This window comes from Streptomyces cathayae, from assembly GCF_029760955.1.
GTDB lineage: Bacteria > Actinomycetota > Actinomycetes > Streptomycetales > Streptomycetaceae > Streptomyces > Streptomyces cathayae.
Map to the genome: position 1 here is coordinate 1349450 of NZ_CP121682.1, position 25497 is coordinate 1374946.

25 protein-coding genes and 2 pseudogenes are annotated in these 25497 nt (G+C 68.9%); 17 read left to right on the plus strand and 10 right to left on the minus strand.

Going from position 1 to position 25497, the window contains the following annotated elements; all coding sequences use genetic code 11:
• Positions 1–270: 270 nt before the first annotated feature.
• Complete coding sequence (locus PYS65_RS06145) at positions 271–717, minus strand: helix-turn-helix domain-containing protein (RefSeq protein ID WP_279332764.1); 447 nt, start codon at positions 715–717, stop codon at positions 271–273.
• Positions 718–1389: 672 nt separating this feature from the next.
• On the opposite strand from PYS65_RS06145, the gene PYS65_RS06150 reads away from it, so the two are divergent.
• The 8 genes from PYS65_RS06150 (at position 1390) to PYS65_RS06185 (ending at position 8751) form a co-directional block, all read left to right on the plus strand.
• Positions 1390–2286 (plus strand): helix-turn-helix domain-containing protein, encoded by an 897-nt coding sequence (locus PYS65_RS06150; protein WP_279332765.1) that lies wholly within the window; start codon positions 1390–1392, stop codon positions 2284–2286.
• A gap of 2 nt (positions 2287–2288) precedes the next feature.
• Positions 2289–2990 carry a zinc finger domain-containing protein gene (locus PYS65_RS06155; protein ID WP_279332766.1) on the plus strand — a complete coding sequence of 234 codons (702 nt, stop codon included), beginning with the start codon at positions 2289–2291 and terminating at the stop codon, positions 2988–2990.
• 156 nt (positions 2991–3146) lie between these two features.
• Positions 3147–3794 (plus strand): WhiB family transcriptional regulator, encoded by a 648-nt coding sequence (locus PYS65_RS06160; protein WP_279332767.1) that lies wholly within the window; start codon positions 3147–3149, stop codon positions 3792–3794.
• Positions 3791–5371, plus strand: a complete 1581-nt coding sequence (locus PYS65_RS06165) for a hypothetical protein (protein ID WP_279332768.1) — start codon at positions 3791–3793, stop codon at positions 5369–5371. The genes PYS65_RS06160 and PYS65_RS06165 overlap by 4 nt, the downstream gene beginning before the upstream one ends.
• The gene (locus PYS65_RS06170) at positions 5368–5559 is read left to right on the plus strand and encodes a hypothetical protein (RefSeq protein ID WP_279332769.1); all 192 of its coding nucleotides are present in this window, start codon (positions 5368–5370) and stop codon (positions 5557–5559) included. Before PYS65_RS06165 ends, PYS65_RS06170 begins: the two co-directional genes overlap by 4 nt.
• Positions 5560–5876: 317 nt before the next feature.
• On the plus strand, positions 5877–6503 hold the full coding sequence (locus PYS65_RS06175; RefSeq protein ID WP_279332770.1) for a plasmid mobilization protein: 627 nt from the start codon (positions 5877–5879) through the stop codon (positions 6501–6503).
• On the plus strand, positions 6500–8221 hold the full coding sequence (locus tag PYS65_RS06180; RefSeq protein WP_279332771.1) for a relaxase/mobilization nuclease domain-containing protein: 1722 nt from the start codon (positions 6500–6502) through the stop codon (positions 8219–8221). Before PYS65_RS06175 ends, PYS65_RS06180 begins: the two co-directional genes overlap by 4 nt.
• An 83-nt stretch (positions 8222–8304) precedes the next feature.
• A complete protein-coding gene (locus PYS65_RS06185) occupies positions 8305–8751 on the plus strand; it encodes a hypothetical protein (protein ID WP_279337873.1) in 447 nt (148 codons plus the stop codon).
• 284 nt (positions 8752–9035) lie between these two features.
• Here the strand turns inward: PYS65_RS06185 and PYS65_RS06190 are convergent, their stop codons facing one another.
• A complete protein-coding gene (locus PYS65_RS06190) occupies positions 9036–9245 on the minus strand; it encodes a hypothetical protein (protein WP_279332772.1) in 210 nt (69 codons plus the stop codon).
• Positions 9246–9349: 104 nt separating this feature from the next.
• Here PYS65_RS06190 and PYS65_RS06195 point away from each other — a divergent pair, with 104 nt between their 5' ends.
• Both PYS65_RS06195 and PYS65_RS06200 read left to right on the plus strand, forming a co-directional pair.
• Complete coding sequence (locus PYS65_RS06195; RefSeq protein WP_279332773.1) at positions 9350–10756, plus strand: AbiJ-related protein; 1407 nt, start codon at positions 9350–9352, stop codon at positions 10754–10756.
• Between the two features lie 156 nt (positions 10757–10912).
• Positions 10913–11119 (plus strand): annotated as a pseudogene (locus PYS65_RS06200) (hypothetical protein); the annotation flags it as partial.
• Positions 11120–11221: 102 nt separating this feature from the next.
• Here PYS65_RS06200 and PYS65_RS06205 read toward each other — a convergent pair.
• The 5 genes from PYS65_RS06205 to PYS65_RS06225 all read right to left on the minus strand — a co-directional run bounded on the left by PYS65_RS06205 (position 11222) and on the right by PYS65_RS06225 (position 14148).
• Positions 11222–11605, minus strand: a complete 384-nt coding sequence (locus PYS65_RS06205; protein ID WP_279337874.1) for a GFA family protein — start codon at positions 11603–11605, stop codon at positions 11222–11224.
• A 247-nt stretch (positions 11606–11852) separates the two neighbouring features.
• Positions 11853–12674, minus strand: coding sequence for an SPDY domain-containing protein (locus PYS65_RS06210; protein WP_279332774.1), 822 nt, complete (start codon positions 12672–12674; stop codon positions 11853–11855).
• Positions 12675–12689: 15 nt separating this feature from the next.
• Complete coding sequence (locus PYS65_RS06215; RefSeq protein WP_279332775.1) at positions 12690–12980, minus strand: hypothetical protein; 291 nt, start codon at positions 12978–12980, stop codon at positions 12690–12692.
• Between the two features lie 104 nt (positions 12981–13084).
• On the minus strand, positions 13085–13438 hold the full coding sequence (locus PYS65_RS06220; RefSeq protein ID WP_055596696.1) for an SPDY domain-containing protein: 354 nt from the start codon (positions 13436–13438) through the stop codon (positions 13085–13087).
• 185 nt (positions 13439–13623) lie between these two features.
• Positions 13624–14148, minus strand: coding sequence for a hypothetical protein (locus PYS65_RS06225; protein WP_279332776.1), 525 nt, complete (start codon positions 14146–14148; stop codon positions 13624–13626).
• Between the two features lie 525 nt (positions 14149–14673).
• On the opposite strand from PYS65_RS06225, the gene PYS65_RS06230 reads away from it, so the two are divergent.
• The 4 genes and pseudogenes from PYS65_RS06230 to PYS65_RS06245 all read left to right on the plus strand — a co-directional run bounded on the left by PYS65_RS06230 (position 14674) and on the right by PYS65_RS06245 (position 18435).
• Positions 14674–16032, plus strand: a complete 1359-nt coding sequence (locus PYS65_RS06230; protein WP_279337875.1) for an MFS transporter — start codon at positions 14674–14676, stop codon at positions 16030–16032.
• A gap of 96 nt (positions 16033–16128) precedes the next feature.
• The gene (locus PYS65_RS06235; RefSeq protein ID WP_279332777.1) at positions 16129–16971 is read left to right on the plus strand and encodes an IS5 family transposase; all 843 of its coding nucleotides are present in this window, start codon (positions 16129–16131) and stop codon (positions 16969–16971) included.
• Between the two features lie 88 nt (positions 16972–17059).
• Positions 17060–17872 (plus strand): annotated as a pseudogene (locus PYS65_RS06240) (IS5 family transposase).
• 29 nt (positions 17873–17901) lie between these two features.
• Entirely contained in the window at positions 17902–18435 is a 534-nt protein-coding gene (locus PYS65_RS06245) for an SLOG family protein (protein ID WP_279332778.1), read from the plus strand.
• A 222-nt stretch (positions 18436–18657) separates the two neighbouring features.
• Here PYS65_RS06245 and PYS65_RS06250 read toward each other — a convergent pair whose 3' ends face one another.
• Positions 18658–19602 carry a hypothetical protein gene (locus PYS65_RS06250; protein WP_279332779.1) on the minus strand — a complete coding sequence of 315 codons (945 nt, stop codon included), beginning with the start codon at positions 19600–19602 and terminating at the stop codon, positions 18658–18660.
• 350 nt (positions 19603–19952) lie between these two features.
• Here PYS65_RS06250 and PYS65_RS06255 point away from each other — a divergent pair, with 350 nt between their 5' ends.
• The 3 genes from PYS65_RS06255 to PYS65_RS06265 are packed head-to-tail and all read left to right on the plus strand — an operon-like array spanning position 19953 to position 23576.
• On the plus strand, positions 19953–20927 hold the full coding sequence (locus PYS65_RS06255) for a serine/threonine protein kinase (protein ID WP_279332781.1): 975 nt from the start codon (positions 19953–19955) through the stop codon (positions 20925–20927).
• 40 nt (positions 20928–20967) lie between these two features.
• On the plus strand, positions 20968–21546 hold the full coding sequence (locus PYS65_RS06260) for an ABC-three component system middle component 2 (protein WP_052838197.1): 579 nt from the start codon (positions 20968–20970) through the stop codon (positions 21544–21546).
• Entirely contained in the window at positions 21543–23576 is a 2034-nt protein-coding gene (locus PYS65_RS06265) for a DNA recombination protein RecN (protein WP_279332782.1), read from the plus strand. Before PYS65_RS06260 ends, PYS65_RS06265 begins: the two co-directional genes overlap by 4 nt.
• A 25-nt stretch (positions 23577–23601) precedes the next feature.
• Here the strand turns inward: PYS65_RS06265 and PYS65_RS06270 are convergent, their stop codons facing one another.
• Both PYS65_RS06270 and PYS65_RS06275 read right to left on the minus strand, forming a co-directional pair.
• Positions 23602–24516, minus strand: coding sequence for an IS982 family transposase (locus PYS65_RS06270; RefSeq protein WP_279332747.1), 915 nt, complete (start codon positions 24514–24516; stop codon positions 23602–23604).
• A gap of 113 nt (positions 24517–24629) precedes the next feature.
• Entirely contained in the window at positions 24630–25118 is a 489-nt protein-coding gene (locus tag PYS65_RS06275) for a hypothetical protein (RefSeq protein ID WP_279332746.1), read from the minus strand.
• Positions 25119–25497 lie beyond the last annotated feature (379 nt).

Genomic DNA, 25497 nt, shown 5'->3' on the forward strand with positions numbered 1-25497 from the left:
GACAGTGGATCCGGATTCACTAGTTTCCGGCGCTGCCGGAAGGACGGTATCCGGAGTCGTCGCTGTGAGCGCAACGAGCCCCTCCCTGGTCTTTCATTTCCGCTTGCTTCAGGCGCACTGACGGCGCATCACCGGTCACCCTATGTGACCTGAGGGTGATGATCCAGATTCGGCCAAAGAACCTTCGCGACGGCCCCGGCGTTTTCAGGACAGCCCGACAGAAGTGTCCTGATTTTTACGGGACCTATCCCCCACAGTGAGTGACGAGAGTCATACGTCTCGTTCCGACTGGCCGTCTTCGTCGAGGCCCTCGAGCTCCCGAGCTCGCTCAATGAACGCCTGCACGGTGCGGAGGGTCTCGGGAGAAAGACCGGAGGCACGCAGGGCCACGGAGCGGACCTGGTTGTCGCGCATCGACTCGAGCAGGGTCACCTCCGCCTGAGCACGCGCCCCCTCACCATCGTCAAAGAAGTACGCCGGCGACACGCCAAAAAAGCCTGCAATCGCCTTCAGGTACTTGATGCCAGGGTTATCCCGTTGCCCCGTGCGCAACTGGTGAAGGAAGCTCGCCGACATGCTGGGGCCGCCCATGTCCGCCACACCTCGAGCGACTTCGCGCAGCGAGTAAGGCCCCCGCCCCTCGGGGTGAATCACCCGAAACAGCCGGTCGACCTTCTCCGCCAGAGCGCGCCCCTCCTCGCTGACCCCGTCGCCCACACTCGTCCCCTTCCTGTCACGCACAGGGACCCATCAAACCAAACCTGTCAACTCAGGCGCACACCGAACCCGCAAGGCCAACAAAGTTGTCCGCTCTAGTTGACAGGTGATGCCGCCTGCGACTTACGATCTTGCTCGACTGTCAACAGGTGTGAACAGCTCCCGCATGAGACGACCTCACCCAAGGAGCGAACACCTGACCGCACGTAAGCCCACTAACGGACAAATCGACATGAAGTAGAGAGTTGTAGAGAGTTTAAGAACCAAGTCTGGATCTTGACGCAGCGTCGTGCGTATGTTCGTCGTCCCCTGGGCAGCCCGCCCGGCGCAACAACCATAAGGAGCAGTGGCATGCGCACCCTCCTAGCCACGTAGGCCCGCAAACAGCGACGGTGCCCGAGAGCGGCAACTCCCGGACACCGAACGCTTCACGGCAGACCGCCCCGGCAAGGGCGGAGATCGCCACCATCACCACGCTGATCCCTTCCACCGGGCGTCTCAGCGTGGCAATACCAAAGGAGATTCTTGCATGCGCTCCGTCCTGCGCAAAAGGCCTGATGGCCTGGCCTGCTCGGTAGCCCCCAGCTTCCCCGACTCCACCCGCCAGTGGCGGGAACACGTCCCGGCCACCGGGCCGACGCAGCCCTTCCGCCCGATGATCGGGAGCGGCCGGTGAGCGTCGACGCCCGCGAATGGGTGTGGGAGCACAGCTCCAGCCGTGGGACCGCGCGCCTGGTCCTGCTGTCGATCGCCGACCGCGTACCGGACGAGCAGTGCGTCGCCTGGGCCTCACTCTCCAGTCTGGTCGAGCGCACGAACGCGAGCCGGACCGCGGTACGCGACGCGCTCACGTCGCTCGTCCAGAGCGGCGAGCTGAAGGTGCTGGACCATCTGCAGGGCCCGCAGCGCACCACGGCCTACCGCTTGCCGCGCGCCGCCGCGTGGCTGGCCAAGGTCGCGGCAGCCACGCGGGAGGACCCGGACGCGTACGTCGAGCCGCCGACCGAGTCGGACCCGGTGCCCGAGCTGGACGAGGTACGGCTCCGGCGGCACGGGATCTGGCCCAAGGAGGGTAAGGAATCCGCCCCCTCCCGCCGGAGTTCGACCGGTGCGGAATCTGGCCCCTCGCGACGGAATCCGACCCCCCGACGTGCCGGAATCCGCACCCCACAAGGTACGGAATCCAACCCCCAGAACCGTAGAGAACCGAAGGTAAACCGTAAAGGCAGCAGTAGTGGTGCTGCCCTCACCCCGGCCGGCGAGTGGCAGGTCGACCCAGCCACCGAAGCCTGGGCTCACGAGCAGGGGCACTTCGCCCGCCTCGGCGAGGACGGCCTGCGCGCCGCCGACGCGAAGTGGCGTACCCACCGGGCCGACTGGAAGCCCCGCTCGGCGGGCGCCTGGGCTGCCGACTGGCGCTCCTGGATCGCCCGGGAACACGCCCTCGGCCGCCCGAACCTCTACACCCTGGCCGGCAGCGGCCCCGCCCCCGCAGGCGGCATGACCCGCGCGGAAGCCCACACCGCCGCCCTCCTCGCCGCCCTCGACGAGCCGACCGAAGCGGAGTAGCCATGGACCGCCGCGAAATCGCCGCCCTGCTGGCCTACATCGGCCGACTCGACCCCCGCACCATCCGCACCGACCAGGGCGAGGCCCGCGACCAGCTCGCCCAGTGGCACGAGCTGCTCGGCGACGTCCCCCTGGCCACACCGCACGGCTGGGACGCCCGCATCGCAGCCCGCCAACACATCCGGGTCTCGCCGTACCAGATCCTCCCGGCGGACATTGCCCGTCCGTGGGAGAGCTACCGACGCGACCGCCTCCAGCGGCACACCGATCCCACCCCGTCTGTGGACCCGGACGACCAGGCGGCCTGGACCGCCGAGCTGGTCGGCACCCGCCGCGCCGTCGCCACCGGCCACGCACAACCCGTGCATCACCGGCAGCTCGCCGGGCGCCGCATCGACCCGAGGCTGGAAGCGCGGCTGAAGGAAGTCGGCTCCTGCATCCCCCCGGAGGCCCGGGCCGCGCTGGCGCCCTTCCGGCCCGCCCGTGCGGCACGAGAGGCGGCCATCGCCCAGGGCGAGCCTGACGCGCTCTCGGTCCGCTGCGAATGGTGCGAGGCCGCGGTCGGCGAGCCATGCCGCCGCCGGCGGGTCGCCCCCGACGGCTTCGCACGCGGCAACGCCACGCGGACCGACCCCCACCACTGTCGCCGGGACCTCGCCGCCGCAAAACAGGCGCGGGATACCCCCCAGTCGGCGATGGCCTGACCGGCCCACCACCGGCGCTCCCTGTCCGCTGCCCCGGCAACACCATCTCGTCCCGCACCGGCTGCGGCGCCGCCCCACGCCGCAGCCGACCCCCGACGCCGCGTCCGCCCTCCGCCGGCTCCAACCAGCCGACGCGGCAGCACATCGGAGACCACCTTGCGCCACATCACCACCCACACCTCGCCGACCAGCGGCCTGCGCGGCATCGGCGACACCAGCTGGCACACCCGCGGCGTGTGCCACGGCATGAACCCCGAGGAGGCCGACGCCACCTTCTTCCCGCTCCCCCGGGACTACGAGGCCATCGCCGAGGCGAAGGAACTGTGCGGCCTGTGTCCGGTCCGCCGCGACTGCCTCAACTACGCCCTGGAGAACGCCCTCAAGGAAGGGATCTGGGGCGGGCTGACCGAGGCGGAGCGGCGCCCCTGGCACGACGGGCTGCCTCAGCGCCTCGACTACGGCCGCGTGATCGCCTTCTTCAACGGGCGCGACGTGCACCTGACCGGGGCCGAGCGCCAGGTCGTCATCGACCACGCCTATGTCCGGGGCTGGCGCCCCGACCGGCTCGCCGCCGCCCTGCAGATCAGCCACAAGCACGCCCGCGACCTGCTGCGGCAGGCCGCCAACAAGGTCTTCGACCGCGACCGGACCCTCGGCGTATCGAGGCGCAAGAACAAGAAGAAGGGGACGCAGACCGCCCCGTCGACCAGTGGATCCGCGTCCGCCAAGCCCAGCACGAAGCCGCCGACATGCCCGCCGGCGAAGCCCACCTCGGCGCACGCCTCTCCCGGAAAGGCCGCATGACCCACCCCACCGTTCTGTCCCTCGGTGTCGTCCCGGACCTGTCCCTCCTCCTCGTCATCGGCGTCCCCGTCACCGCCCTGGCGCTGGCCCTGACCGCCTGGGCGATCCGTTACCGGAGCGCCCGTCCGCAGAAACGTCTCGGCAGCCCGGCGGTCAAGGTGGCCGCGCTCGCCGCGCTCGGCTGCACCGCCTACAGCGCGGACACGAGCTGGCGGTTCGCCGCCGACTACCTCGACATGGCCGGTACCGCCGAACGCGTCGGCATGTTCGCCGCCGCCGAACTCGCCCTCTTCGCAACCGCGCTGATGGCCCGGCAGAACCTGGCCATCCAGGGAGCACCCGGGCTGCCGGGCACCCTGGTGTGGGTCATCACCGGAGTGCAGGTGATCCCTGCCTACGCCGAGAGCGGTCCCGTCGGCGGCACCGTCCGCGCCTTCGTGGGACCGGTCATGGCGGCGATGCTGTGGCACCTTGCCATGGGCATCGAACTCCGCGTACGCACTCCTGGCGCCGCCTCCCACGGCCTGCTCGCCGTCCTCGGGCGTGAGGCACACGAGCGGCTGCTGTCCCGCCTCGGCATCGCCGCACGGGACCGCGACGCCGCGCAGATCACCCGCGACCGAGCCACCGCCCGCGCGGTCGCGCTCGCCGCCCGCCTCGCCGAACGCACCCCCAAACAGCAGCAGAACTGGCGTGGTCGGCGACTCACGCGACGGCTGTCGAAGGCGATCGGCCGGGCCTCGGTCGGAACGGACCCTGCCCAGCGCGCCGAGCTGCTCGACCAGCTCGCCGCCCGTCGGCATGCACTCGCGCTCGCCACAGTCCCCCTGCCCTCCCCTTGGTCCCCGCACCACGACAACACGACGACCGTCACGGTCCCCGCACCGACCGTCTGGAGCGCCACGGTCCCCGTCGACGGTCCCCGCACCACCTCCGACCCCGCTGGGGACCGGGGACCGTGCGTGGAGAGGGGACCGGCCCCCGCAACCGGGGACCGGGGAGCGGGGACCGAGCTGGGGACCGGGAACCGTGACGCGGGGACCGGGGACCGCGACGGCGCGGGCACCGGGGCGGTCGAACCCGAGTCCCAAATGGACCGCATCAGCTGCGTGGGGACCGACCTCACTGCGGCGAAAGCGCCTGCTCAGGGCCCTGACCTGCGCCGGGGACCGAGTAATACCGAGTCGGGGACCGACACCACCGGGGACCGGGGACCGAGCACCCCCGACACGGGGACCGACACCACCGGGGACCGGGAGCACAAGGTGCCCCTCAAGCGGAAGCCGATCACGGAGGTCAAGAGCAGGGCAGACAAGCGGAGCAGGTCCCGGAGTCCGCAGACGCAGCGTCCGCCGCTCGAGCCGGAGCAGTCCGTGGAGCACCTCGTCGAACAGGTCCGCCCTCACGTACCGGCCTTGCTCGAACGGGACGGCAACGAAGCCGTGACCCGGGTCCAGCTGAGGGAGATCATCCGGCGCGAGGGCCTCAAGGGCGGCCGGAACGACCGATTGGGCCTCGCCCTCCAGCAACTGCGGAGCGAGGACACCACCACGAAGACAAGGAGCAGCACCCGATGAAGACCTGCCCACGGTTCACGGCCCTCCGCAAGGAGTACGAGCGGGAGATCGGCTTCCTGAACGCTCACTCCGAGCGGCATGCCGGAAAGCCGGCGGCGAAATGCAGCGCAAAATACGCCGCGTCAACGAAGGCGCGGATGGCCCGGGCACTCAGCGGCCACGTCGGACGCTGCCCCGAGTGCGGCTGACCTGCAAACCAACAAGTCAAAGCCTCTACCACCAGCGGTGGCCCGGCCTGTGCCGGGCCACCGCCCCCGCTCCAGGAGTTCCCCATAGTGCCCCTTCCCACCCGCGCATCCAGCCCAACGGTCGCCGAGGCCGACGCCTGGGCGGACGTCTTGGTCCGACGGCGGCTTCTACACGCCGTAGTTTCCGTCCCGAGCGACCAGTGGCTCGTCCAGCACGAGGCCGCCGGGCCCGTACGCGTCTTCGCAGGGCCGGCCGACGTCGTCGACCTGGTTGCCGCCATCCAGCTCCGCACCCGCTCGCCGAGGCCCGACAGCCGATGACAACTCCGCACGAGAACGGCACCACCCCAGAACCTTCCTCTGACCCCAACTCGGTCTCGGGGCGAGCAAGTTGGGGCGGAAGCGTAGCTTCCACCGAACCCGCCCCCGAGGGGGCAGGAGAGGACCTGCACCGGGGGGCGCAGGTCCTGGAGGCTTCGACCGAGGGCGGATCGAAGCCGGAGCAGGAGGAGAAGCCGTCGCAGCACCACAGCCACCGCGAGCTCAGTGCCCGCGCCCGCCAGCGTCCGCGTCAGCCGCGCGAGAAGAAGCGCCTGCACCAGCCCAACACGCGTTTCAACGACGAAGAGTTCGCCCTGATCAAGTCCGCCGCCGCTCGATGCAACCTGTCCGTCGCCGGGTTCCTCGCCCGTGCCGCGCTCGCCGCCGCCCGTGACCTCGACCGCACCAGCGCCGAGATCGCCGACGAGCGCGAAGTGATCACCGCTCTCTTCGACAGCCGCCGCAGACTCGGCTGGGCCGGCAGCAACCTCAACCAGGCGGTTAAGGCCCTCAACTCCGGCGCCGAGGCACCCCATCTGGAAGCGGCGATCGTCACCGTCCACCGCGCCGCCGAGAGTGTGCGCGAAGCCTCTGCCCGGCTGCTCGAGCAGCGCGCTCCATGATCCCCAGCGTCCACAAGGCCGGCTCCCGGACGATCGGCTTGCTCGCGTACCTCTATGGTCCGGGCAAGCACGAGGAGCACACCGACCCCCACCTCGTGGCCTCCTTCGACGGCATGTCCCCCGACCCCGGCCGCGACCCGAAAGCCACCCTCAAGGATCTCCAGCAGCTCCTCGACCAGCCCGTCCAGGCTCTCCCCGAACACGCGCGTCCGGCCAAGCACGTCTGGCACACCTCCGTGCGCGCGACCGCCGACGACCGGATCCTCACCGATGAGGAGTGGGGCGACATCGCCCGACGCATCGTGGCCGCCACCGGCATCGACCCCGGTGACGGACAGAGCGGCTGCCGGTGGGCCGCCGTACGCCACGCCGAGGATCACATCCACATCGTCGCCACCCTGGTGTGCGAGGACGGCAGCCGCCCCGACGACTTCCGCTCCGGCAAGCGTGCCCAGGCCGAATGCCGCCTCATCGAGAAGGAACTCGGCCTCCACCAGGTCGCGCCTGGAGACGGCACCGCCGCCCAGAGACCCACCAGCGCCGAACGTCACAAAGCCGAGCGCCAGGGCCGCGAGCGCACCGCACGGGAGGAGCTACGCAAGACCGTCCGGCGCGCGGTGGCCGGCGCGACCAGCGAGGAAGAGTTCTTCGACCGGCTGGCCGCCGCCGGCCTGCTGATCCGCAAGCGGGTCGCCCCCTCCGGGGACCTGCTCGGCTACAAGGTAGCTCTACCCGACGACCGTAACGCCCAGGACGAGCCGGTGTTCTACCCCGGTGCACGTCTCGCGCCGGACCTGTCCCTGCCCCGGATCCGAGAACGCTGGTCCGCCGAAAGCCACGCCCAGGACGCCGCGCCGGCCGATGCGAAGGTGCGTACGGCGCCGAGCGGACCGTCCGTCGCCCGTCGACTTACTGCCTCCGCGGCGTGGCAGGCGGTGCACGTCATCGAGCGCGGCGGCGACGCGGTCGCCGCCGCCCACATCGCCTCAGCTGGTGAGGTCCTGGATGCGCTGGCAAAGACGTCCGCCGCGCACACCCGCCGCGAATTGCGTGACGCCGCCTTCGCGTTCGAGCGCGCCTCCCGCTCCCACGTCCGCGCCGAGCGCGGTCACGACCGGGCACTGCGGCAGGCCGCCCGCGATCTCGTCCAAAGTGGCCCCTCCCTCGGCCGGGGCGAAGACGGCGCGACGACTGCCATGGCGATCGACATGCTGTTCTTCCTCATCACCGCCGCCGTCCACTGGCATGCGAAGAAGGGCCACGCCCAGCAGGCCGCCGCCGCGCGCCGGGCCGCCGCACATCTGCGCGCCGCCTACCAGTTGGCTGCCGCCCAGCCGCTCGGCGCCCTCTACCGGCGCGGCCGGCGCCTGGGCCGCCCCCTCCTCCAGCGGCAGACAAGGGCACTGCGCGAGGCGCTACCGGAACTGGCGGAGCAGATCCTCGCCGAGCCCGGCTGGTACGCGCTCGTCGCCACCCTCGCCGACGCCGAAGCTGCCGGCCACGATCCCGCTGCCCTGCTTACCGACGCCGTCGGGCGACGGGAACTCGACACGGCCGAGTCCATCAGCGACGTCCTGGTGTGGCGACTGCGCCGGACCGCGGACCTGCCCGCCGATACCAGCGACATGGTCAGCAACGCCCCCAGGGAAGGCCAGGCCGCACGCCGTACGGGCCGGCAGGCACCGCAGCGGCCCGGGTCCCGGCACGGACGGGCGTGACTGTGGAGTTTGTGAATTGAAGCAGGTCGGGGCCCAGGGCACGATCATGACGCGTGCAAGACGAGACGAGGGAGAACGTCAGGGTGTTCCAACGGATACGCCGCCATCGTGAAGCGGAGATCAGCGAGATGCGCCATCTCCACGAGACAATGAGGGCCCGGCTGGACGGCTTGGTGCCGTCGGAAGTGGAACGGATACGGGTCGCGATGCGAGCCGACGAACCTGTCCCGGTGGTGGACGACTTCCTCCCGCCGGAATTGCGTGTCCCGAGCCACGACCAGCTCGACGGCCGGATGATGCCCTGGCCCTGGCCGATCACCCTCGACGGCGAGATAGTCGACTGTGCCACATGCGGCGCATACCGTGACTGGCTCGTCCTCTCCACCCGCGACCAGGTCTGGCTGCGCTGCCGAGCAGGCCACCAGCAGCACGAGAGGCGCCTCGACACCGCCTGGTACAACCGGCACGCCGGACCGGCGGACGCGACGCACGCCACCTTCGAGGACTGTCTGCGCCACCTCGGCCACTGACCCCCACTCCTACGACCCCACCGGGCCCGCAGGCCCGCACTGACCACTCGTCGCCCAGCACCAAGGGCTCAGTCCGACATGCGTGTTCGCATCGCCGCCACCGCTCTCGGCCTCGTAACCGTCGCGTCTCTTGCCCTCCCCACCGACACCAGCGAGCCGAAGCCCGCCGCATCATCTTCCGCCCGCCTCGAGCGCACCGCGAAGCTCCCACGCTGACCCGTCGCACACAGCACGACGGGCCCGCCCAGCGCCGTGGTTCAGGCCCGCGCCGTGTGTGCTGCTGCTCAGGCTGTGGCCGCGGCGAGCTCCGGCTCGGCCGACTTCCGGGCGGCGAGGTAGCACTCGGCGTCCAGCGCGGCGGCGGCGCCGGTGCCGGCGCCGCCCTCGCGGCCCCTCTCGGCGGCTACGGCCCCCTCTTTGGCCTCCTGGCAGCCGTCTCCATGGCCGCCGCGCTCGTCGCACCATGGACAGCCGTCGGCACAGCAGGCCGCCAAGCACCACGGAGCTGACAGCGCCTGCGCTTTATACAGGCGCCCAGTGCCTCGGCTGGCCAGCGCAGACCGCTGACTGGGCGACGAGGCTCTGGGATCATCGACGGATGGTCGGCAGCAGGGATCGCTCGGCACTTCGGCAGCTGGTGAGTGATGTCGTCTCACCTCTCGGCTATGAGAACACGCACCCCACGCTCAACACAGCATTTGCCCAGCTGAGCATGCCGCCGGTCCCCGAAGACGAAGGGTCGAAGCGCGTACGGGTCGAACGCAGCCTCGCCCAGGTATCCGACGGCGACCTTCCCCGAGTCGCGGAACACATCCTGGCCCGAAGGAACCTGACTCCCGCGACGCGCAACGCGATAGAGGACCTGCTGTGGGCTGAGACTTCACCGCCGGAGATACCCAAGAGGGTCCGCCGCGAGCTGGCACGCGCCCTGGACCTGACGGACATGGCCCGAAACGAAGCCCGGTTCATGGCGCTCCTGGAGCGCTTCTGGGTGCTCGACCGTGAGGAATCCTTCGCTGACTTGCTGCTGCCCAGCGCCGACCGCACGCCGAGTTTGAGACAGCACATCCAGCAGCACGTCTTCCGCAACCCGGAGGACTGGTCGGCCGAGAACCTCTTCGAACACCTGGGGGCGTTCGAAGCTGGCGACGCACGGTTCGCCCGGTTCCTCGAGCAGGTGGTTTCCGCAGATGTCCTCCTCGACGAGCCCGCCCAGCGTCACCTCATGAACGCGATCAACGAGCACATCCGCAACGCAGGGATCGAACTCCGCGAGACCGGATCCGACGGAGGCTACCCGCGCTTCACCATGGTCTCCACCCGCCTCACCGACAACCGACGGCCGAAGAACGTCATCTTCGCCTCTCTCACCAAGCCGGACATCCGCTTCCTATCCGCAGTGGACAACGACATCGAGATCGTGGGCGACCCCGACAACGTCCTCGTCTACGACCGCCAGATCGCAGGAGACGGCATCCGCTGGCGGGATCTCCAGAGCTGGTGGCAGAGCAACCAACAACTCCCCAGCGAAGCCGAAGCGAAAAAGACCCTCTACCACCGGCTTCGCCGCAGCCTGCCCGGCAACTCCCCCGGCCAGCGCAACCTCTTCGAGCTCTACCACCAGATCCTCGGGCCCGCCGTCTACGACCTCCCGGCCCTCCTGCCCGAAGTGTGGCTCCACTGGGACCATAAGACCGTCCGCGAGCGGGGCCCCGAAGCGCTACTGCGCTCCCGCATGGACTTCCTGCTCCTGCTGCCCCACGGGCAGCGCGTCGTATTCGAGGTTGACGGGTCCCAGCACTACACCCGAGACGACGGTCAGGTCCCCGACAGCTCCAAGTACGCGGAGATGGTGGCCGGCGACCGCGACCTCAAGCTCAGAGGTTACGAGGTCTTCCGCTTCGGCCACGACGAACTCAGGGACTTCGAATACGCCCGGGACCTCCTGTGGGAGTTCCTTCCGGCCCTGTTCCAGCGTTTCGATGTGAACGGCTGGACCAGCTGACGCTGAAGTCCCGGCGCGGAAGGGCAGCGCTCAGCGGGAGGCCGGTCGCGCGACGGCAAGCAGACCCGAACCCGTACAAGGGGCCCCGACGGTAGGGAAATGACGTACGGGTTCGGTGGGCTTCGGCTGCAGGATTCCGCGAACCCGCGCGCTTCCGACAGGGCCACGCAGAAGATGGCCCCGCCCCAGCTCGGTGACGAGCAGTGGCGCCATCTGCTGACCTTCTCCGCAGGCGGACGCGACACGGTGGTGAAGCAGACCGCGGTCCGCGACGGCAGCGTGCTGCTGATCGTCTCCGACTCACCGGCCCTGGTGGACCGGCACCTCGACAAGACCGTCGCCAAGGCCACAGCAGTCCACTGACAGTCAGTCACATGACGACGCCGGTGCTTTCCTGGCCATCGCGGTCGGGAGCGCTGGCGCACGTGGTCCCTGCGATGCTCCACGGCGCCCAGCCCGGTGCTGCTACGAGTGGAGCGGGTCGGGAGCGAGGGTGACGGTCATCCACGGCACGGCGCGCTGACGGAAGCTATGCCCCACGGGCTCCAGGCCGCCGCTCTGCCCGGTGAGGCTGAAGGTCGTCACCATGACCAGGTCCGAGCCGTCGGCTACGGAGACGAGGTGGGTGCCGCAGCGCGCGCAGTGGCCGCGGCGCAGGGTCGGCCAGGTCGAGTGCCATGTCGGCTCCCCGCCGCGGCCGGTCCAGGTCAGCGTCTCCCAGCGGAACCCGACCCATGCCATCGCCGGTGAACCGGACAACAGAGTGCAATGGCCACAGGAACACAGGTGCGGATCGTCCGGAACGCCTGCCACCTCGTACGCGATATCACCGCACTGGCAACGGCCCATCCGCAGATCAGGTGCGGTGGTCGATTCGGTCACTGCGACATCTCCTTCGACGCGACGTGCATTTGCGGTGCCAGTGTGCTGCCCTGGAGCAGCCCGCGCTGGTGTTCGGGGTTCTGCGCCCTGTGTGGAGAGGCACGTTCACCTCTCACGGTGAACAGCAGCCCAGAACGCGTGAAGCTCGGCCGCCCCGGATCGGGCTGGCCGAGCTTCACGTGTGGCGGGCGGGTGGAGCGGCCGGCCTCGAACCTCAGTCGGCCGGAGCGCGCAGGAGCCGCTCCCGCGTGCTCTCGGGCAGCACCCGGCGCAGGACCGGCACGGTGGAGCTGAGCGCGTTGGCGAAGCACGCGACGAGGTCGTGCGGCACGCCGGCACCGAAGGACGCGGCCCACAGGCATGGTGAACCCGGCGCCGGCTCGGCCCACGCCTGCCACCCGCCCGGTCCCACCTCATCGGCCTCAGCCGTCAGGGCGCGCGGGTCGCCGTCCTGGATGAGGGGCGGTACCACGCCGAGGCTGATGTGCGAGGTGACGGTCGGGTCCATCGCTCCCGCATGGGGCTGGTCGATGTCGCGGAACCAGCCGTGCGCGGTGACCGCGTCGAGGACCAGCTCGGGGCCGCCCAGCGGGACACCGGGCTGATCGCGGGCGTCGAGCGCGACAAGGAAGTCGACGAGGACCTCCCCCGGGACGTCGGGGGTGAAGTAGGCGGACCACTGCGCGAGCGGGCTGCTCGTGTCCGCGCGTGCGGAGACCTGCCAGGCGATCGGCAGCTCCCCCAGATGGAACGGCTCGTCCGCCAGCACCCACTGGGCCCAGCGGAGGGTGTCGGGGCTGATGTGCAGGACGGTGCTGCGCAGGACCTGGCGGTCCTGCGGCGCCTCGTCCGGCTCCTGCCGTCCGCGGACGATCGTCAGGCTCGTCCAGCCAAGGCCGGCGAGCGTGTCGGCGACGGCGTCGTAGAAACGTCCGTCGTCACCGGCCAGGTGACGGGGGCCGACCCAGTACGCGGACTGGGCACCGTACGGGGTGGGCGGGTCGAGTGGAGACTCGGGATGCAGGGGCGCCTCCAAAGGCGAGATGCGGTTCTACTTGCCGCCGGCGGTGCGGCGGGGGCGGCGCGGGGGCGTCTGGACCGGAGGCTGCCAGGCCAGCTCGACGGCGACCTCGGGTGGCAGATGACCGAGCTGCGTGTCCGCGTCCCGCCCTTCGGCGAGGTAGACGACGGGCCGACCGGTCTCGTCCACGGCCTGGACGACCTGCGCAAGACGGTGCGCCATCGGGAAGAACGGGTTCATCGCCTGCCGCACCGGAGCGCTCCGATCGCAGGCGGACAACAGGTCAATGAGATCGCCGACGGTCAACTCCGTGTGAGTCACGGACAGTCTCCTTGTGCGGGGAACGCGGTGAGCGGCGGCCTGTGGTGCCGCCGGGATCCGGAGAGCAACCTCCGGTGTCGGACTTCCGACTCGAGCCTCCGGTGTTACGGGCGCCGGGAGGTCTCCAGCACGCGCGCCACGGCGGCGGCGACGATATCGGCCGGCGTCTCGGTATCGAAGGACATGTGGTAGCCGCGTACCTTGGCTGTGCCGGTGACGGCGATCTTCCACCCCTCGCCGTCGGTGCCGGGACGCCCGAGCGGGAACCACCCGAGGTAGAAGCGGCCGTCCTTGCTGCTGACGTGCACGTCCGCCCGGTCGTCCACAATCAGGTTGAAGTCCTCGGCAGAGAACTGGTCCATGACGAGCGTGGGCTGGCCCGGGCCGAGTTGCCACTCGCGCCGCCGCAGGGCTTCGACAGTGGTAGAGAATCCGGGGCCGAGGGGAGCCACGGTCACGAGCAATCACCTCTCTGACCTGGGGTTTCCTGCAAGGTCGTCTACGTTGACATGCCCCTGCTCGCGTTGGCCAGTCTTTCGAGGATCTTTCCTGTCTGCCCCCGGCGAACTGTCCTTGGACAGCGAAGTTAGTCGGGGGCGACTCTCTGATCTGCGACGACTGGATTGAATGTCAAACGCCGTGGTCAGGTTCGCGCACGCGGGAGCAGGCGATCCAGCTCTTCACGGGCCCAGCGGCAGTGGTCCACACCGCAGGGGGTCAGACCACGCCCCTCTGCTTCGGACTCGAACTGCGTGTGGAACAAGTCAGGATGCCGCCCGGCACCGGAGACGCGGCCGCAGCTCATGCTGTAGTGGTAGATCTTGAGGGCAGCGCCGATGGTGGTCCGGGTCCAGACAACGGGGTCGTTCCAATGGGCCCTTAGGCTTGCCTCCCGTGCTTCGAGGGCTTGACGTTCACTGGGGATCGGGTCGAGGGCGGTAGCGAAGTCCGCGCGTGCCAGTCCTCGAACGCGCTGACTCTCTCCGCTGTCTTGGAACAGGAGGCGGTCGGCGTCGGTCTCGTGAGTCATGCACCGCTCGCGGATAGCTTGCGCTGCCTGACTGCGCCGCCGCTCGTAGGCTTCCCGATCCGCGAGAAGCTGCTTGAGCTGGCGCCCTCGGTGTTCGTTACGCCAGACGAGTAGGTCCGAAGTACTGATGACGTCCACGGTACTTTTCCCCCTAATGCGCGTTGTGCGCGCGAGCGTACATCGTGAGCCGAGGACGGGGCCGGAGTGTGCTCGATGTGTGGACGGAGGGAGCTCCACGTCCGTGACTACCGCGACTGCGTTGGCTGACACGGAACGTCAGTCGCCTAAGAGGTCGCGCGGATAGGTGCTCCGCGACGACGAGCTCCCCGTGCCCAGGAAGCTCTGGCGAACGGGCCTACGAGTGAAGACATGAGACGTCAGGCAGGTGCCTGACCCGGGTGTCTCCTCCCTGGTAGCGTTCACGGCATGTCTGCTGCCTCGTGCGCGGCCGCTTGCGCCGCAGTGACCAGGACGTCCCGCTAGCGGCGGGACGTTCCACTCACACTCCTCCTGGACGTCCAACCGCTTCGTGATCAGACCGGAGCGGCACGTTCGTGCTGCTCGGAGTTTCCTCTGAGTACGGAGCACCTGATGTTCCCGGACATCCTTTCCTCACGCGGGCCCAGCCCGTCCCCCGCACGCGCACGGCTGGTGCTGTGCGCGATGTCCATGCTGCAGTTCTTCATCGCGGTCGACGTGACCGTGGTCAACATCGCCCTGCCCTCGATCGGCGCCGACTTCGACGTCGACGGGCACACCCTGACCTGGGTCGTGGTCGGGTACACGGTCACCGGCGGCGGGCTTCTGATGCTCGGCGGCCGGCTGGGCGACCTGCTCGGGCGGCGGCGCGTACTGCTGCTCGGCACCGGCCTGTTCGGCACCGCGTCCCTGCTGGCCGGCCTGGCCCCCACGTTTTCCCTGCTGGTGGCCGCGCGCCTGCTGCAGGGCGCCGGTGAGGCCATCGCACTGCCCGCCGCGATGGCCACCATCGTCCTGATGTTCCCCGACGGCCCGCGCCGGTCGCGGGCCCTGAGCGTGTGGGCCGCGGTGGCCAGCTGCGGTCTCGTGCTCGGCTTCGTCCTGTCCGGACTCATCACCGCCCACCTGGGGTGGCGGTGGATCTTCCTGGTCTCGGTCCCGTTCCTCCTGGTCGTGCTGCTGGCAGCCGTCTTCCTGATCGAGGGTGACCGGCCCGTGGCCCAGGACGCCCCGCCGCTGGACCTTCCCGGCGCGCTGCTGCTGACCGCCTGCCCGCTGCTGTTCACCTTCGGCGTGGTCGAGGCCGGTGAACCCAAAACGCCCGCATGGGTGGTCCCGGGGGCGCTGGCCGGGGCGGCGGCCGCGGGGGCCGGGTTCGCACGGGTCGAGGCACGCTCGCGCAACCCGCTGCTGCCGCCGCGCTTCTTCGCCCACCGCACGCGGGTGGCAGCCAACCTGGCCACGATGCTGCTGAGCGGGGCGTTGTCGACCTCGTTCCTGCTGTTCACCTTCTATCTGCAGGACCGGTCGGGCCTCGGCCCGCTGGGCGCGGGCCTGACGATGCTGCCTCTGGCGGTCTCGCTGATCGTCTTCTCCATGCTCGTGCCCCGGCTGCTGGGCCGCTGGGGAGCACGCGCGTGTGTGCTGGCCGGCCTCGGGTTCACCGCGGCCGCGACGGCCGCGATCGCGCTCGTCTCGGCCCTGCGGGCAGACGGGGTGGCGATGATCCCGGCCATGCTCCTGATCGCGGCCGGAATGGGGTTCGGCCTCGTGGGGCTCCAGTACCTCGCGGTCAGCGGCGTCACCGAGGACGACGCCGGGATCGCCTCGGGCGTCCAGCGCGCGGCTGACCAGCTGGGCGGTGCGACCGGGGTGGCGGTCTGCGTCGGGATCGGGTTCGCTCCGACCCTGCACTCCCTCGACCCGTTCCTGGTCGCCACCGTGCTGGCCGGCGTGGGGCTCGTGACCGGGGCAGTCTTGGCCTGGCGCATGTCCACGCCCATTCCCGCAACGGACCTGCAGGAACAGGAACAGGCCGGGTGACCTTCGTCCCGCCGGGGTGTGCCGCCCCTACTGCCGAAGCGGCACACCCCGGCGGGACTTGCTGGTCAACGTCCTCCACGGCCGAGCGAAGATCACGTGCCCGTCCTGCCCTCCTCCATCACCAACCCGTTGTGGGACCAGTTCCAAGCCCTCCTGCCCGAGCGGGAGGCGGCCGCTCATCCGCTGGGCTGTCACCGTCCTCGCATCCCCGACCGGGTCGTGTTCGACAAGCTCCTGGCCCGCCTCGTACTCGGAGGCACCTACCAGCAGCACGCCGACCACACCTGCTCGGCAACCACGATGAGGGCCCGGCGGGATGAGTGGATCGCCGCCGGCGTCTTCGAGCGGCTGCACCGGCTGGCGCTGGAGGCATACGACGAGGCCATCGGCCTGGACCTCGAGAATCTCGTGGTGGACGGTTGCATCGTGAAAGCCCCTGGTGGTGGCCAGAACACCGGGCGCAGCCCGGTGGACCGAGGCAAGAGCGGTCTGAAGCGCTCGGTACTGGTAGATGGTGGAGGCCTGCCGCTGGGCTGGGTTCTGGCCGGCGCGAACCGCAACGACTCGCCGCTGTTGCGCCCCACTCTGGAGACCCTGCGCCTGTTCGGGTTCCGTCTGCCACCGTCGATCACGGTGCACCTGGACGCCGGCTACGACTCACAGTCAAACAGGGCGCTGCTGGAAGAGCTGGGCTGCGCTGGTCGGATCACCCCGAAGGGGCAGTTCGTGCCGATCAACCACACCCACCGGTGGGTAGTCGAGCGGACCAACTCCTGGCACAACCGGGGGTTCAAGGCGTTAGCGATCGTGACCGACCGGCGCGCGGTGGTGCAGGACGCGTGGGTGGCGTTGGCCAGCGCGGTCATCGTGATCCGCAGGCTGCTACGCCGGGCCTGGACGGCCTACCGGTGGGATGCCCGCCCGGCCCGACGGCCCTGACCTACCCGCGCGACCTCTAACTGATCATTTCAGAATGAGCTTGGCGAAAGGCTTGGTTGTGGGCTGAGCTGGCGGCAGACTTCTGCGGGTGTCGGATGATCTTGTGCCTGATGACCTGTGGGACCGCGTAGCCCCGTTGCTCCCTCCTCGTCCGCCGCGTCGTCGCCGGTATCCGGGGCGGCTGCCGGTGGACGACCGGGCCGCCCTGCGCGGGATCGTCTACGTGCTGCGCAAGGGCGTGAGCTGGGCCGATGTACCCACGGAGCGGATCGGCTGCAGCGGCGTGACGGCCTGGCGGCGGCTGCGGGACTGGACCGAGGCCGGAGTCTGGCCGCGTCTGCACGAGGTCCTACTGGCCGAGCTGCGCAGGGCGGGGCTGCTGGAGATGGACGACGCGGCGATCGACGGCTCACACGTCCGGGCCCTCAAAGGGGGGCTCACACCGGACCTTCGCCGGTCGACCGCGCCCGCCCGGGCAGCAAGCACCACTTGATCACCGACCGGAACGGAACACCCCTTGCGGTGTCCCTGACCGGCGGAAACCGGCACGACGTCACGCAGCTGATGCCTCTGCTGAACGCGATCCCTCCCGCACATCCGCGGGACCCGCGGCCGCCCCCGTCGCCGGCCCAAGCGCCTGTTCGCCGACCGGGGCTACGACTACGACAAGTACCGCCGCCTCCTCCGGGCCCGGGGCATCACACCGAAGATCGCCCGCAAGGGCACCGCCCACGGCTCCGGCCTGGGAAAGACCCGCTGGGTCGTCGAGCGCACCTTCGCCTGGCTCCACCGGTTCAAACGGCTGCGGACCCGCTACGAGATACGCGCCGACCTCCACCTCGGCCTGCTGCAACTCGCCTGCAGCATCATCTGCTTGCGACGACTCCGAACGTCATTCTGAAATGACCAGTAAGCGAGCCGAGGGTGCTGGTGTGCGGGAGTCGCCGCTGGCCGTGGCCGCACACGGTCGAGGCCGTCCTCGATCGGCTCACCGCCCGCTACGGCCAGGGCCTGGTCGTCATCGAAGGCGCCGCGACCGGCGCAGACCGGGCCGCCCACGGCTGGTGCCGCCGTCACGGCCTGGGCGAGGGCCGGCACCGCTGCTATCCGATGGACTGGTCCGCCGAGAAGCGCTCCCGCCCCGACCGGTGGCGGATGGCCGGCCCCGAACGCAACACCCGCATGCTTCTGAACGAGCAACCCCGGCTGGTCATCGCCTTCCACGACCACTTCAACCCGTCCAGTGGCGGCACCTCGGACATGGCCCTGCGGGCCGCGCTCAGTCAGGTGCCCGTGTGGCTGGTCCCGGGCCCGGACGTCACCGTGGGGACCTGGATGCGGCCCGGGATCTTCCCGGCCGACCGCAGCCGAAGGGTCGCCGCCGAACTGCGGGCGGCGCAAGGGCGACAGAGCCGGGCCCAGGACCACCTCGGCGTGCCTGGTGATAGCCGCGATCCATCGTGAGAGCGCCCGTGATGAGGCTCTCTGAATTTCCCCGCCCGCGCTCAGGCCGTTCTCCAGACCTGCTCCTGTTCCTCACCCGGGGTTGGCCCCGCGCTATCACTGGCCCACGGTACAAGGCAGCCGTCTAGAGGAGGTTCACGTCGTCCCCGGCCTTCCTGCGCCTTCTGGAGATGAGCGAACGCCGGGTAGGGAAGCACGCATGAGGGCCGCCGGGGTCGAGATTCAGGCCAGGGGGTCGAGACGATCAGCGCAAGCGGCTTGGAGGGCACGCAACTCCTTGTCCGCCTCGTCGATGGCGTCCGGGGTGACGCGGCCTGACTGAATCGTGGACAGGATCTTCGTCTCCAGCCCCTGGAGGGCGCTGGCGGGCAGGAATGGCATCCCCACCGAGTATCCGGTGTCGATCCCGGCGCACAGGTACAGGTGGAGCGCGTCCCAGCTCCTGAGCGCCGCGTCGGTCTTCTTGTCGATGTCGTCGTCCTTAGCCTTGGCCAGCTCATCAAGGTCCCTGAGCAGGGCTTGTACGTCGGCGTGGACCTTGGTGCACAGCTTTCGCACCCTTGCGTATGTCTTGTGCAGGAGCACGATCGCGCCCACCGCGAGAGTCAGGGAAGCGGAGATAACCGGCGCTTTGTAGATCTCGAAGAACTCCTCGCGTATCACGATCACCGCGGCGCCGAGGCCGGCAAAGTTGGACCACGTGCGGTCACGAGTAGCACGCCTGAGGCGCGCGGGGAGGTCGTCGAACGAGAAGGGCGCTGGGTCGCGCTCCTGAGTACCCCAGGCGAGCCCCAGCCATGCCCAAAACAGCACCCACCTGAGGATGGCGTAGCTGCCCGATGTCACCCCCTCGCCTGCGGTCTCCTGCCAGTATTCCGGCCTGTTCAGGTAAGTGAGGCCGACGGTGGTGGGGACCGCGGCCGTCAGAAAGATGATGACCCTGTGCCGGTCGTGCCACCACCGCACTGTGAGAACCTCGCGATTCCAGTACGAGGCGGCGTAGAACAACATCACCAGACCGAGGAACCAGAGGAGAGCGCCGAGGGTCTTGTCCTCGCCTGACTTGACGAGGTTGTTGCCGTAGGTGTTGACGAGGAAACTGGCGGGGGCGCACCAGCGCCGCAGGAAGCCGTCAACACGCTCCCGTGTCGTCTGCGTCGTCTGCATGGGGTCAGTGATCGGCTGAACTCCGGGAAGTCAACCGCAATTTGATGAACTTGAGAGGTTCGGGAACCGGAACCGCCCGCACCTCTATTCGGCCAGGCCAGGCCAGGTGAGGACCCCTCGCAGTTTGCCTGGAACAGAGATGGTCCGGGGCCGAGACGTGGCTGGTGCACGCCTGGACCGTGGCCCGCAGGTTTCGCGCGATTGCCGTGCTGCGCGGTGGACCGCATTTGAGATGCCGGTGCGTTCCACTTCTTGATCAGACGAGTGGCCGTTGTGTAGGCTCCGCCGATACGGTGTGTGACGCTCGGGGAACATCCTGTGTGCAGCCACCGGCGCATGGGGGGTGGGCTGTGCCTGACTCGATAGCCGTGCCGACGGGTGTCCAGCCAATCAGCTTCGACGTGCACGCAGTCCGCGGGGGAAGCCCCGGCGGAGCCCGCGACGACTTCGAAATGATGATCGCTCAGCTTGCCGCCGCGACGACCCCAAACGTACGGTCCGTCGCTGCCAACCCGGGCGACTGGGGTATCGACGCTTTCGCCGGAAACCTCGGCGGAGCGATCACAGTGTGGCAGTCCAAGTACTTCATGCCGGTCACCACCAAGAAGCACGTGAAGCAGGTCGAAGACTCGCTCGACAACGTGCTGAAGGCAGCCGTCAAGAACGGCCACACGATCGCCAGCTGGATTCTGTGCATCCCCTCCAGCATGGACGGCCCCATGACGGCATGGTGGGACACGTGGAAGAAGGCGAGGGAGAAGGAACACAGCATTGTCATCCAGCTCTGGGACGAGACCGCCCTCCGAAAGAAGCTGCTTAGCCCCGAGGGCGACGACGTGCGTCGCGGCTTCTACGAGACCTACGCTCAGGCCGCCCCCGCCTCCGTGGAGCAGCTTCGGCTGGTACTCGAAGTCGAGGACGACAAGGCAGCCGCCCTTGGCTCCGCCTTGTTCATTCGGCAGATGACCGAGGCCGGCCACGTGGAGCTGGACTCGGCCAAGAGGCAGTTCTTCAATGCCGATCTGGTGGCTCGCGAGATCGCGCACAAGGATGTTCCGGCGGAGGTGGCGGCGCTCAGTTCCGCCGATGCGACGCTCCACGGTCTATGGGAGATGCAGTTCAACGAATGCGTGGCCGAGGACGCGCTTCGGGCTCTCCACACCCGTGTCTGGCGGGATGTACGCAACGAGCACGACAAACTGCCGAAGTCGCTCCGCCTGGAGCTGGTGCACAGCTGGGGGCTGGTGCACCGGCTCGTGGACAACCGCAAGGCGGGATGGGTCAAACACTGGCGGCAGATCGCCGCCGAGCACTCCGACGGCTGACCGTCGTCGCCTGTCCTGTCAGACCTACGAGGAGTTCGCTGTGGAAGCACACCGGCCGGTGATGATGCCGGAGGACGAGGTGGCCTTCCGGCTGGCGCAGCTGCTGCTTCTTCTCGACGCTGTCGCTGGACAGGACGCGAAGGGGGCGAGCCTGGAGCGGATCGGGTACTACGACTTCCTGTCGGCGAATCCCTTCCTCGTCGTCGATTCCGACGGCCGGGAGGGCAATATGCTCAGGCTGGCGGGGTTCGATCCGCAGGTGCTCTCGTACGCGTCCTCCTCGCAGCGCTTCACCAGTCGACGCGAGCGCATCCAGCACGATCTCGGACTGCTCGTGGCTTACGGGTGTTGCGAGGTCCACAACCGCAACGGCGCCTTCGCCTATTCGATCAGCAACCGCGGTCGGGAACTCGGGGCGCGCTTCACCGCGACCTACGCCGCGTCGTTCGCCACTGCAGCGTCCATCGTCGTGCGTCGCCTCCGCAAGCTCAGCGACAAGGCGCTGCGGGAACAGACCGCACGATGGCTGCGGCCGGATGGAGAGGGCGGGCCCGGTGCCGCGCTCCTCAGCGTACTGGGACCGGGACCGCAGGCACCTGACATGCCCTGGGAGGGATGACCACCATGCAGCCTCTGCCTGGCATCCGGATCCGGCACCTGCGCCTTGCTGGCGTCAGCCGGAACTATGACGTCGATTTCACCCAGGACCAGCGGGTGCGGGACCTGTCCGTGGTGGCCGGGGCATTCAGCTCGGGCAAGACCGCGGTGTTGGAGTTCATCGCCTACGGCCTCGGTGGGAAGCGCCATCCACGGCATCCTGAGGTGCTGCGGAAGGTCCGTTCCTGCCTTCTGGAAGTCGAGCTGTCCGGCGAACCGCACGTCATCGAGCGGCCCGTCGGGGAGCCGTCGAAGGTCGCCTACGTACGCCGGGGGACGCTGGACAGCCCGCCGCTCTCCAAACCTGAGAGCAGGACCATCGAGCCGGCGGGAGCGCCCGAGAGCCTCTCCGCTCTGCTGCTGGGGCACTGCAAGCTCGAAGGCGTTCAGCTGCGGGAGGCCCCCTCCAGCCGTGAGTCCCGGACCGACCCCCTGAGCATCCGCGACCTCATGAACCTCGCGTTCCTGCCCAACGAGCGCATCGCCTCCATGAACTTCCTGTTCGAGAACGAGTACATGAAGAAGCACAAGCTGAAGCAGGTGGTCGACGTCGTCTTCGGCGTTCACGACGACCGCGCCGTCGAGCTTGGGCAACGCATCAAGGAACTGGGCGTCCGACTCACCCAGGCACGCTCCGAACTCGCCGCAGCACGGGCGTTCGTCGACGAGCAGGACGTTCCCACGGTCGGCGCTCTGATCGCTGAGCAATACGAAGGCGAGCTGCGGGAGCTGACCGAGCAGCTACGGGCCCTCGACGAGGCAGCGCAAGCCGGCACCACCTTCGCCGGGCGTCTGCGCCGCGAGCACCAGCAAGCTGCCGAGCGCGCCCGGCGAGCTGCTGGCGTGGTACGTGACTGCGAGACGCAACTCACCCGGATGATGCCGCTGCGGGCGCAGTACGCGGACGACCTCGTCAAGCTCAACATGCTGGCCGAAGCGCAGCGCCTGTTCGACCCTCTCAGCGTCACGACCTGCCCGGCGTGCCTGAATCGGCTGCCCGTTCCCCCTTCGGTGGAGAACGGCTCGTGCAGTCTGTGCAGCCACGAGCTGCCCTACGACGACGGGCACCGGACGCTCGGCACCGCCACAGCCGAGCACTCGTCGGATGAAGGGCGGCTGGATGTCGCGGCGGAGATCAGAGCCACCAAGGCCCGTTTGAAGGAGATCACTGCCTACGTTGAGGGCCTGGACAGCTCGCTCGCCACGTTGAAGCTCCAGGCAGAAGACGCCGCCATCGACGAAGAACGTGCCGCGGCCGCGGTCGACGAAGCCACTTCGCCCACCGTCACTCCGTTCCTCGCCGCTCGCGACAACATCCAGCGCCGGCGCGAGGAAGTCCTCCGTCATCTCCAGCACGCCGAGAACGCGACGAAGCTTCAGGCTGGCCTGGAGAAGCGCGCCGCGCTCGTGGAGCGGCAGGAGGCACAGATCGAACGCCTGCGGGAGGAACGCGACCGGCTGGGAGATGCCGCACAGGACCGGGACCTGGTCGTCGGCCGAATCAGCGGCCGGTACAGCGAACTCCTGCGGCAGTGGCGCTACCCGAAACTCAGCCAGCCGGTGATCGACACGAATCTGGTTCCTCACGTACGCGGCGGCTCCTACCGCGAGGCGTCATCCGGCGCCCGGACACTCCTGACCCTGGCCTGGCAGCTGGCCGTCTTCGAGGTGGCCGTCGAAACATCGGCCGCCCACCCCGGCTTCCTCATGATCGACAGCCCGCAGAAGAACCTTGGCCACGGCGCCACGCGGGACGCGGTAATCGCAGACGCGATCGCCATCGACGACTTCTACCGCCACCTGACCAGCTGGCTGGCTGAACAGGGGGCCGGTGCCCAGGTGATCATCGTCGACAACAGTCCGCCCGTGCTCGTGGAAGAGAACGTCGTGGTCCGGTACAGCCGCAACGAGGATCGGCCCCCCTACGGGCTGATCGACGACGAGACCACTACAGACGAAGGCAGCCCCGAATTACCTCCTCACCCCGCCTAGATGATCGATTCCAAGGGGTCTGTGGTTAGTGGTCGTAGGCGGTCAGTGAGCGAAGGACGGGCTGGCCGGTGTGGTCGTTGTGCCAGATCGCGGAGGTCAACGCGAGGATGCGCTGCATGACACGGGCGATCACGCCGCCCGGTGTACGGCCTCGGTGCTGTTCGAGGTTGAGTTGGCCCTTGAAGGACTCGTTGACCGACTCGATCACCTGCCGCAACGGCTTGAACAGCGAGGCACCGGGCCGTTCCGCCTCGCCCTTGCGGGCCGGCCGCAGCAGCCGGATGTCCTGCTCGGCCAACTGGTGCTCGAAGTCGCGGCCGAAGTAGTTCTTGTCACCGATCAGCGTCTGTCCGGGCCGGGCGGCGGTCAGGCCCGGTTCGGCGGCGAGCAGGTCCAGCAGAGTCTCGCGTTCATCGGCCTTGGCCCCGGTCAGGGCAAAGGCGATCGGCAGGCCCTGCAGGGTGCACACCAGGTGCAGGCGCAGGCCCCAAAAGAAGCGGCTGTGGCTGGCGCAGTGCCCGTACTCGGCCCATCCGGCCAGGTCGGAGCGCTTGACGGTCTCGCGGGAACGCCCGCACTCCACCGGCGTGGAATCCACGATCCACACGTCGTCGCTCCATACCGAGGTGTCGGTGGCCAGCACCCGGGTGACCCGCCGCAGCAGCTCGGCGGCCTTGCGCAGGCGCTTGTTGTAGCCGGGCTGCTTTGGCAGGTAGGGGAAGAGATGCCGCAGGTGGGCGCGGGCATAGCGAAGCCACTTGGCCTCGGAGGTGAAGCCCAGCATGGCCTGCATCATCGCGAGCGTGACCAGCTCAGCATCGGTCAGTTGCGGAGCGATCCCGATGGCCGGACGCCAGGGAGCCAGATGCGGTGATGCCTTCAGCAGGTCGTCGGTCTTCACATAGAGTGCGATGGCGAGGGAGTCCAACTCTGTCTTCACACACCGACGTTGGGCTCCCTTCCCTTGTGCGCGCAGCCGATCCCTTGAAATCGATCATTTAGTCGGCCCGACTCGTCTCGTTTCCCCCGACCGCAAGAAGTTCAGGCTGCGGTTCACCGGGCGAGCGAGGACGCTTCACCAACGGCCGCCAGCAGTTGGAACTGCCACTCCGGATCGGCTTGACCGATGGTCAGGCCGATCCATCGCTCCGAGTTCGGCAACCGCCACATCTGCATGCTCCCGGCGACACTGCATAGGAAGCTGAGTGGCTCGCGAGTCGTGACGTCAGGGTCGGGGTCGTCGAGCCCGAGATACGGCCACAGATCAACCGCTTCCGGGGCGCCCCAACGTTTCGTGAGGATGACAGCCAGAGCGGCGAGGTTGGCTTCCAACTCCTGCTCGGCCGCCTGGACGATCTCGGTGCTCCGGTCCTCCCAGAAGTCCCGGCTCTCTCGGAGCACGGCCAGGTGAAACCCGGGCCCACCCCACTGGCCGTCCGGTCCCGGCCTTCCCTCCACCTCAGGGAAGGGCAGAGAGCTCAAGTTGTCGATGATCGACAACTGCTCGTCAGCGGGGCCTGCGGACTGGTGCTGGGGCGGCATAGCCGAAGCCTAGCCGCCTGGTTCCAACCCGCCTGGCCAGGTTCCAACTAACGTGTCACGGCACAGGGATGCACAGGCACAAGACACCCCTTGGAATTGATCATCTAGGCCATTCACCCGCCCGCCCCTGCGTCTGCCGCGGCGTTGGCGATCGGCCGCCAGCGGTCTCGGGGCGCGCCCGACGCCCTGGTGGTGTTGTGGTCGTTATGGCTGTAGATCGCCGGGTTCACGGGCGCTGACGGTCGAGCCGGAAGATCAGGTAACTGAGCCTTTTCAGCTGCCACTCGATGATCCCAAGGTCTTCGATACACGGCCTAGGTGGGGCGAAGAGCAGGGCTGGGGATTTTCAACGAGCCTCATCACCCGACCACATCTCCGC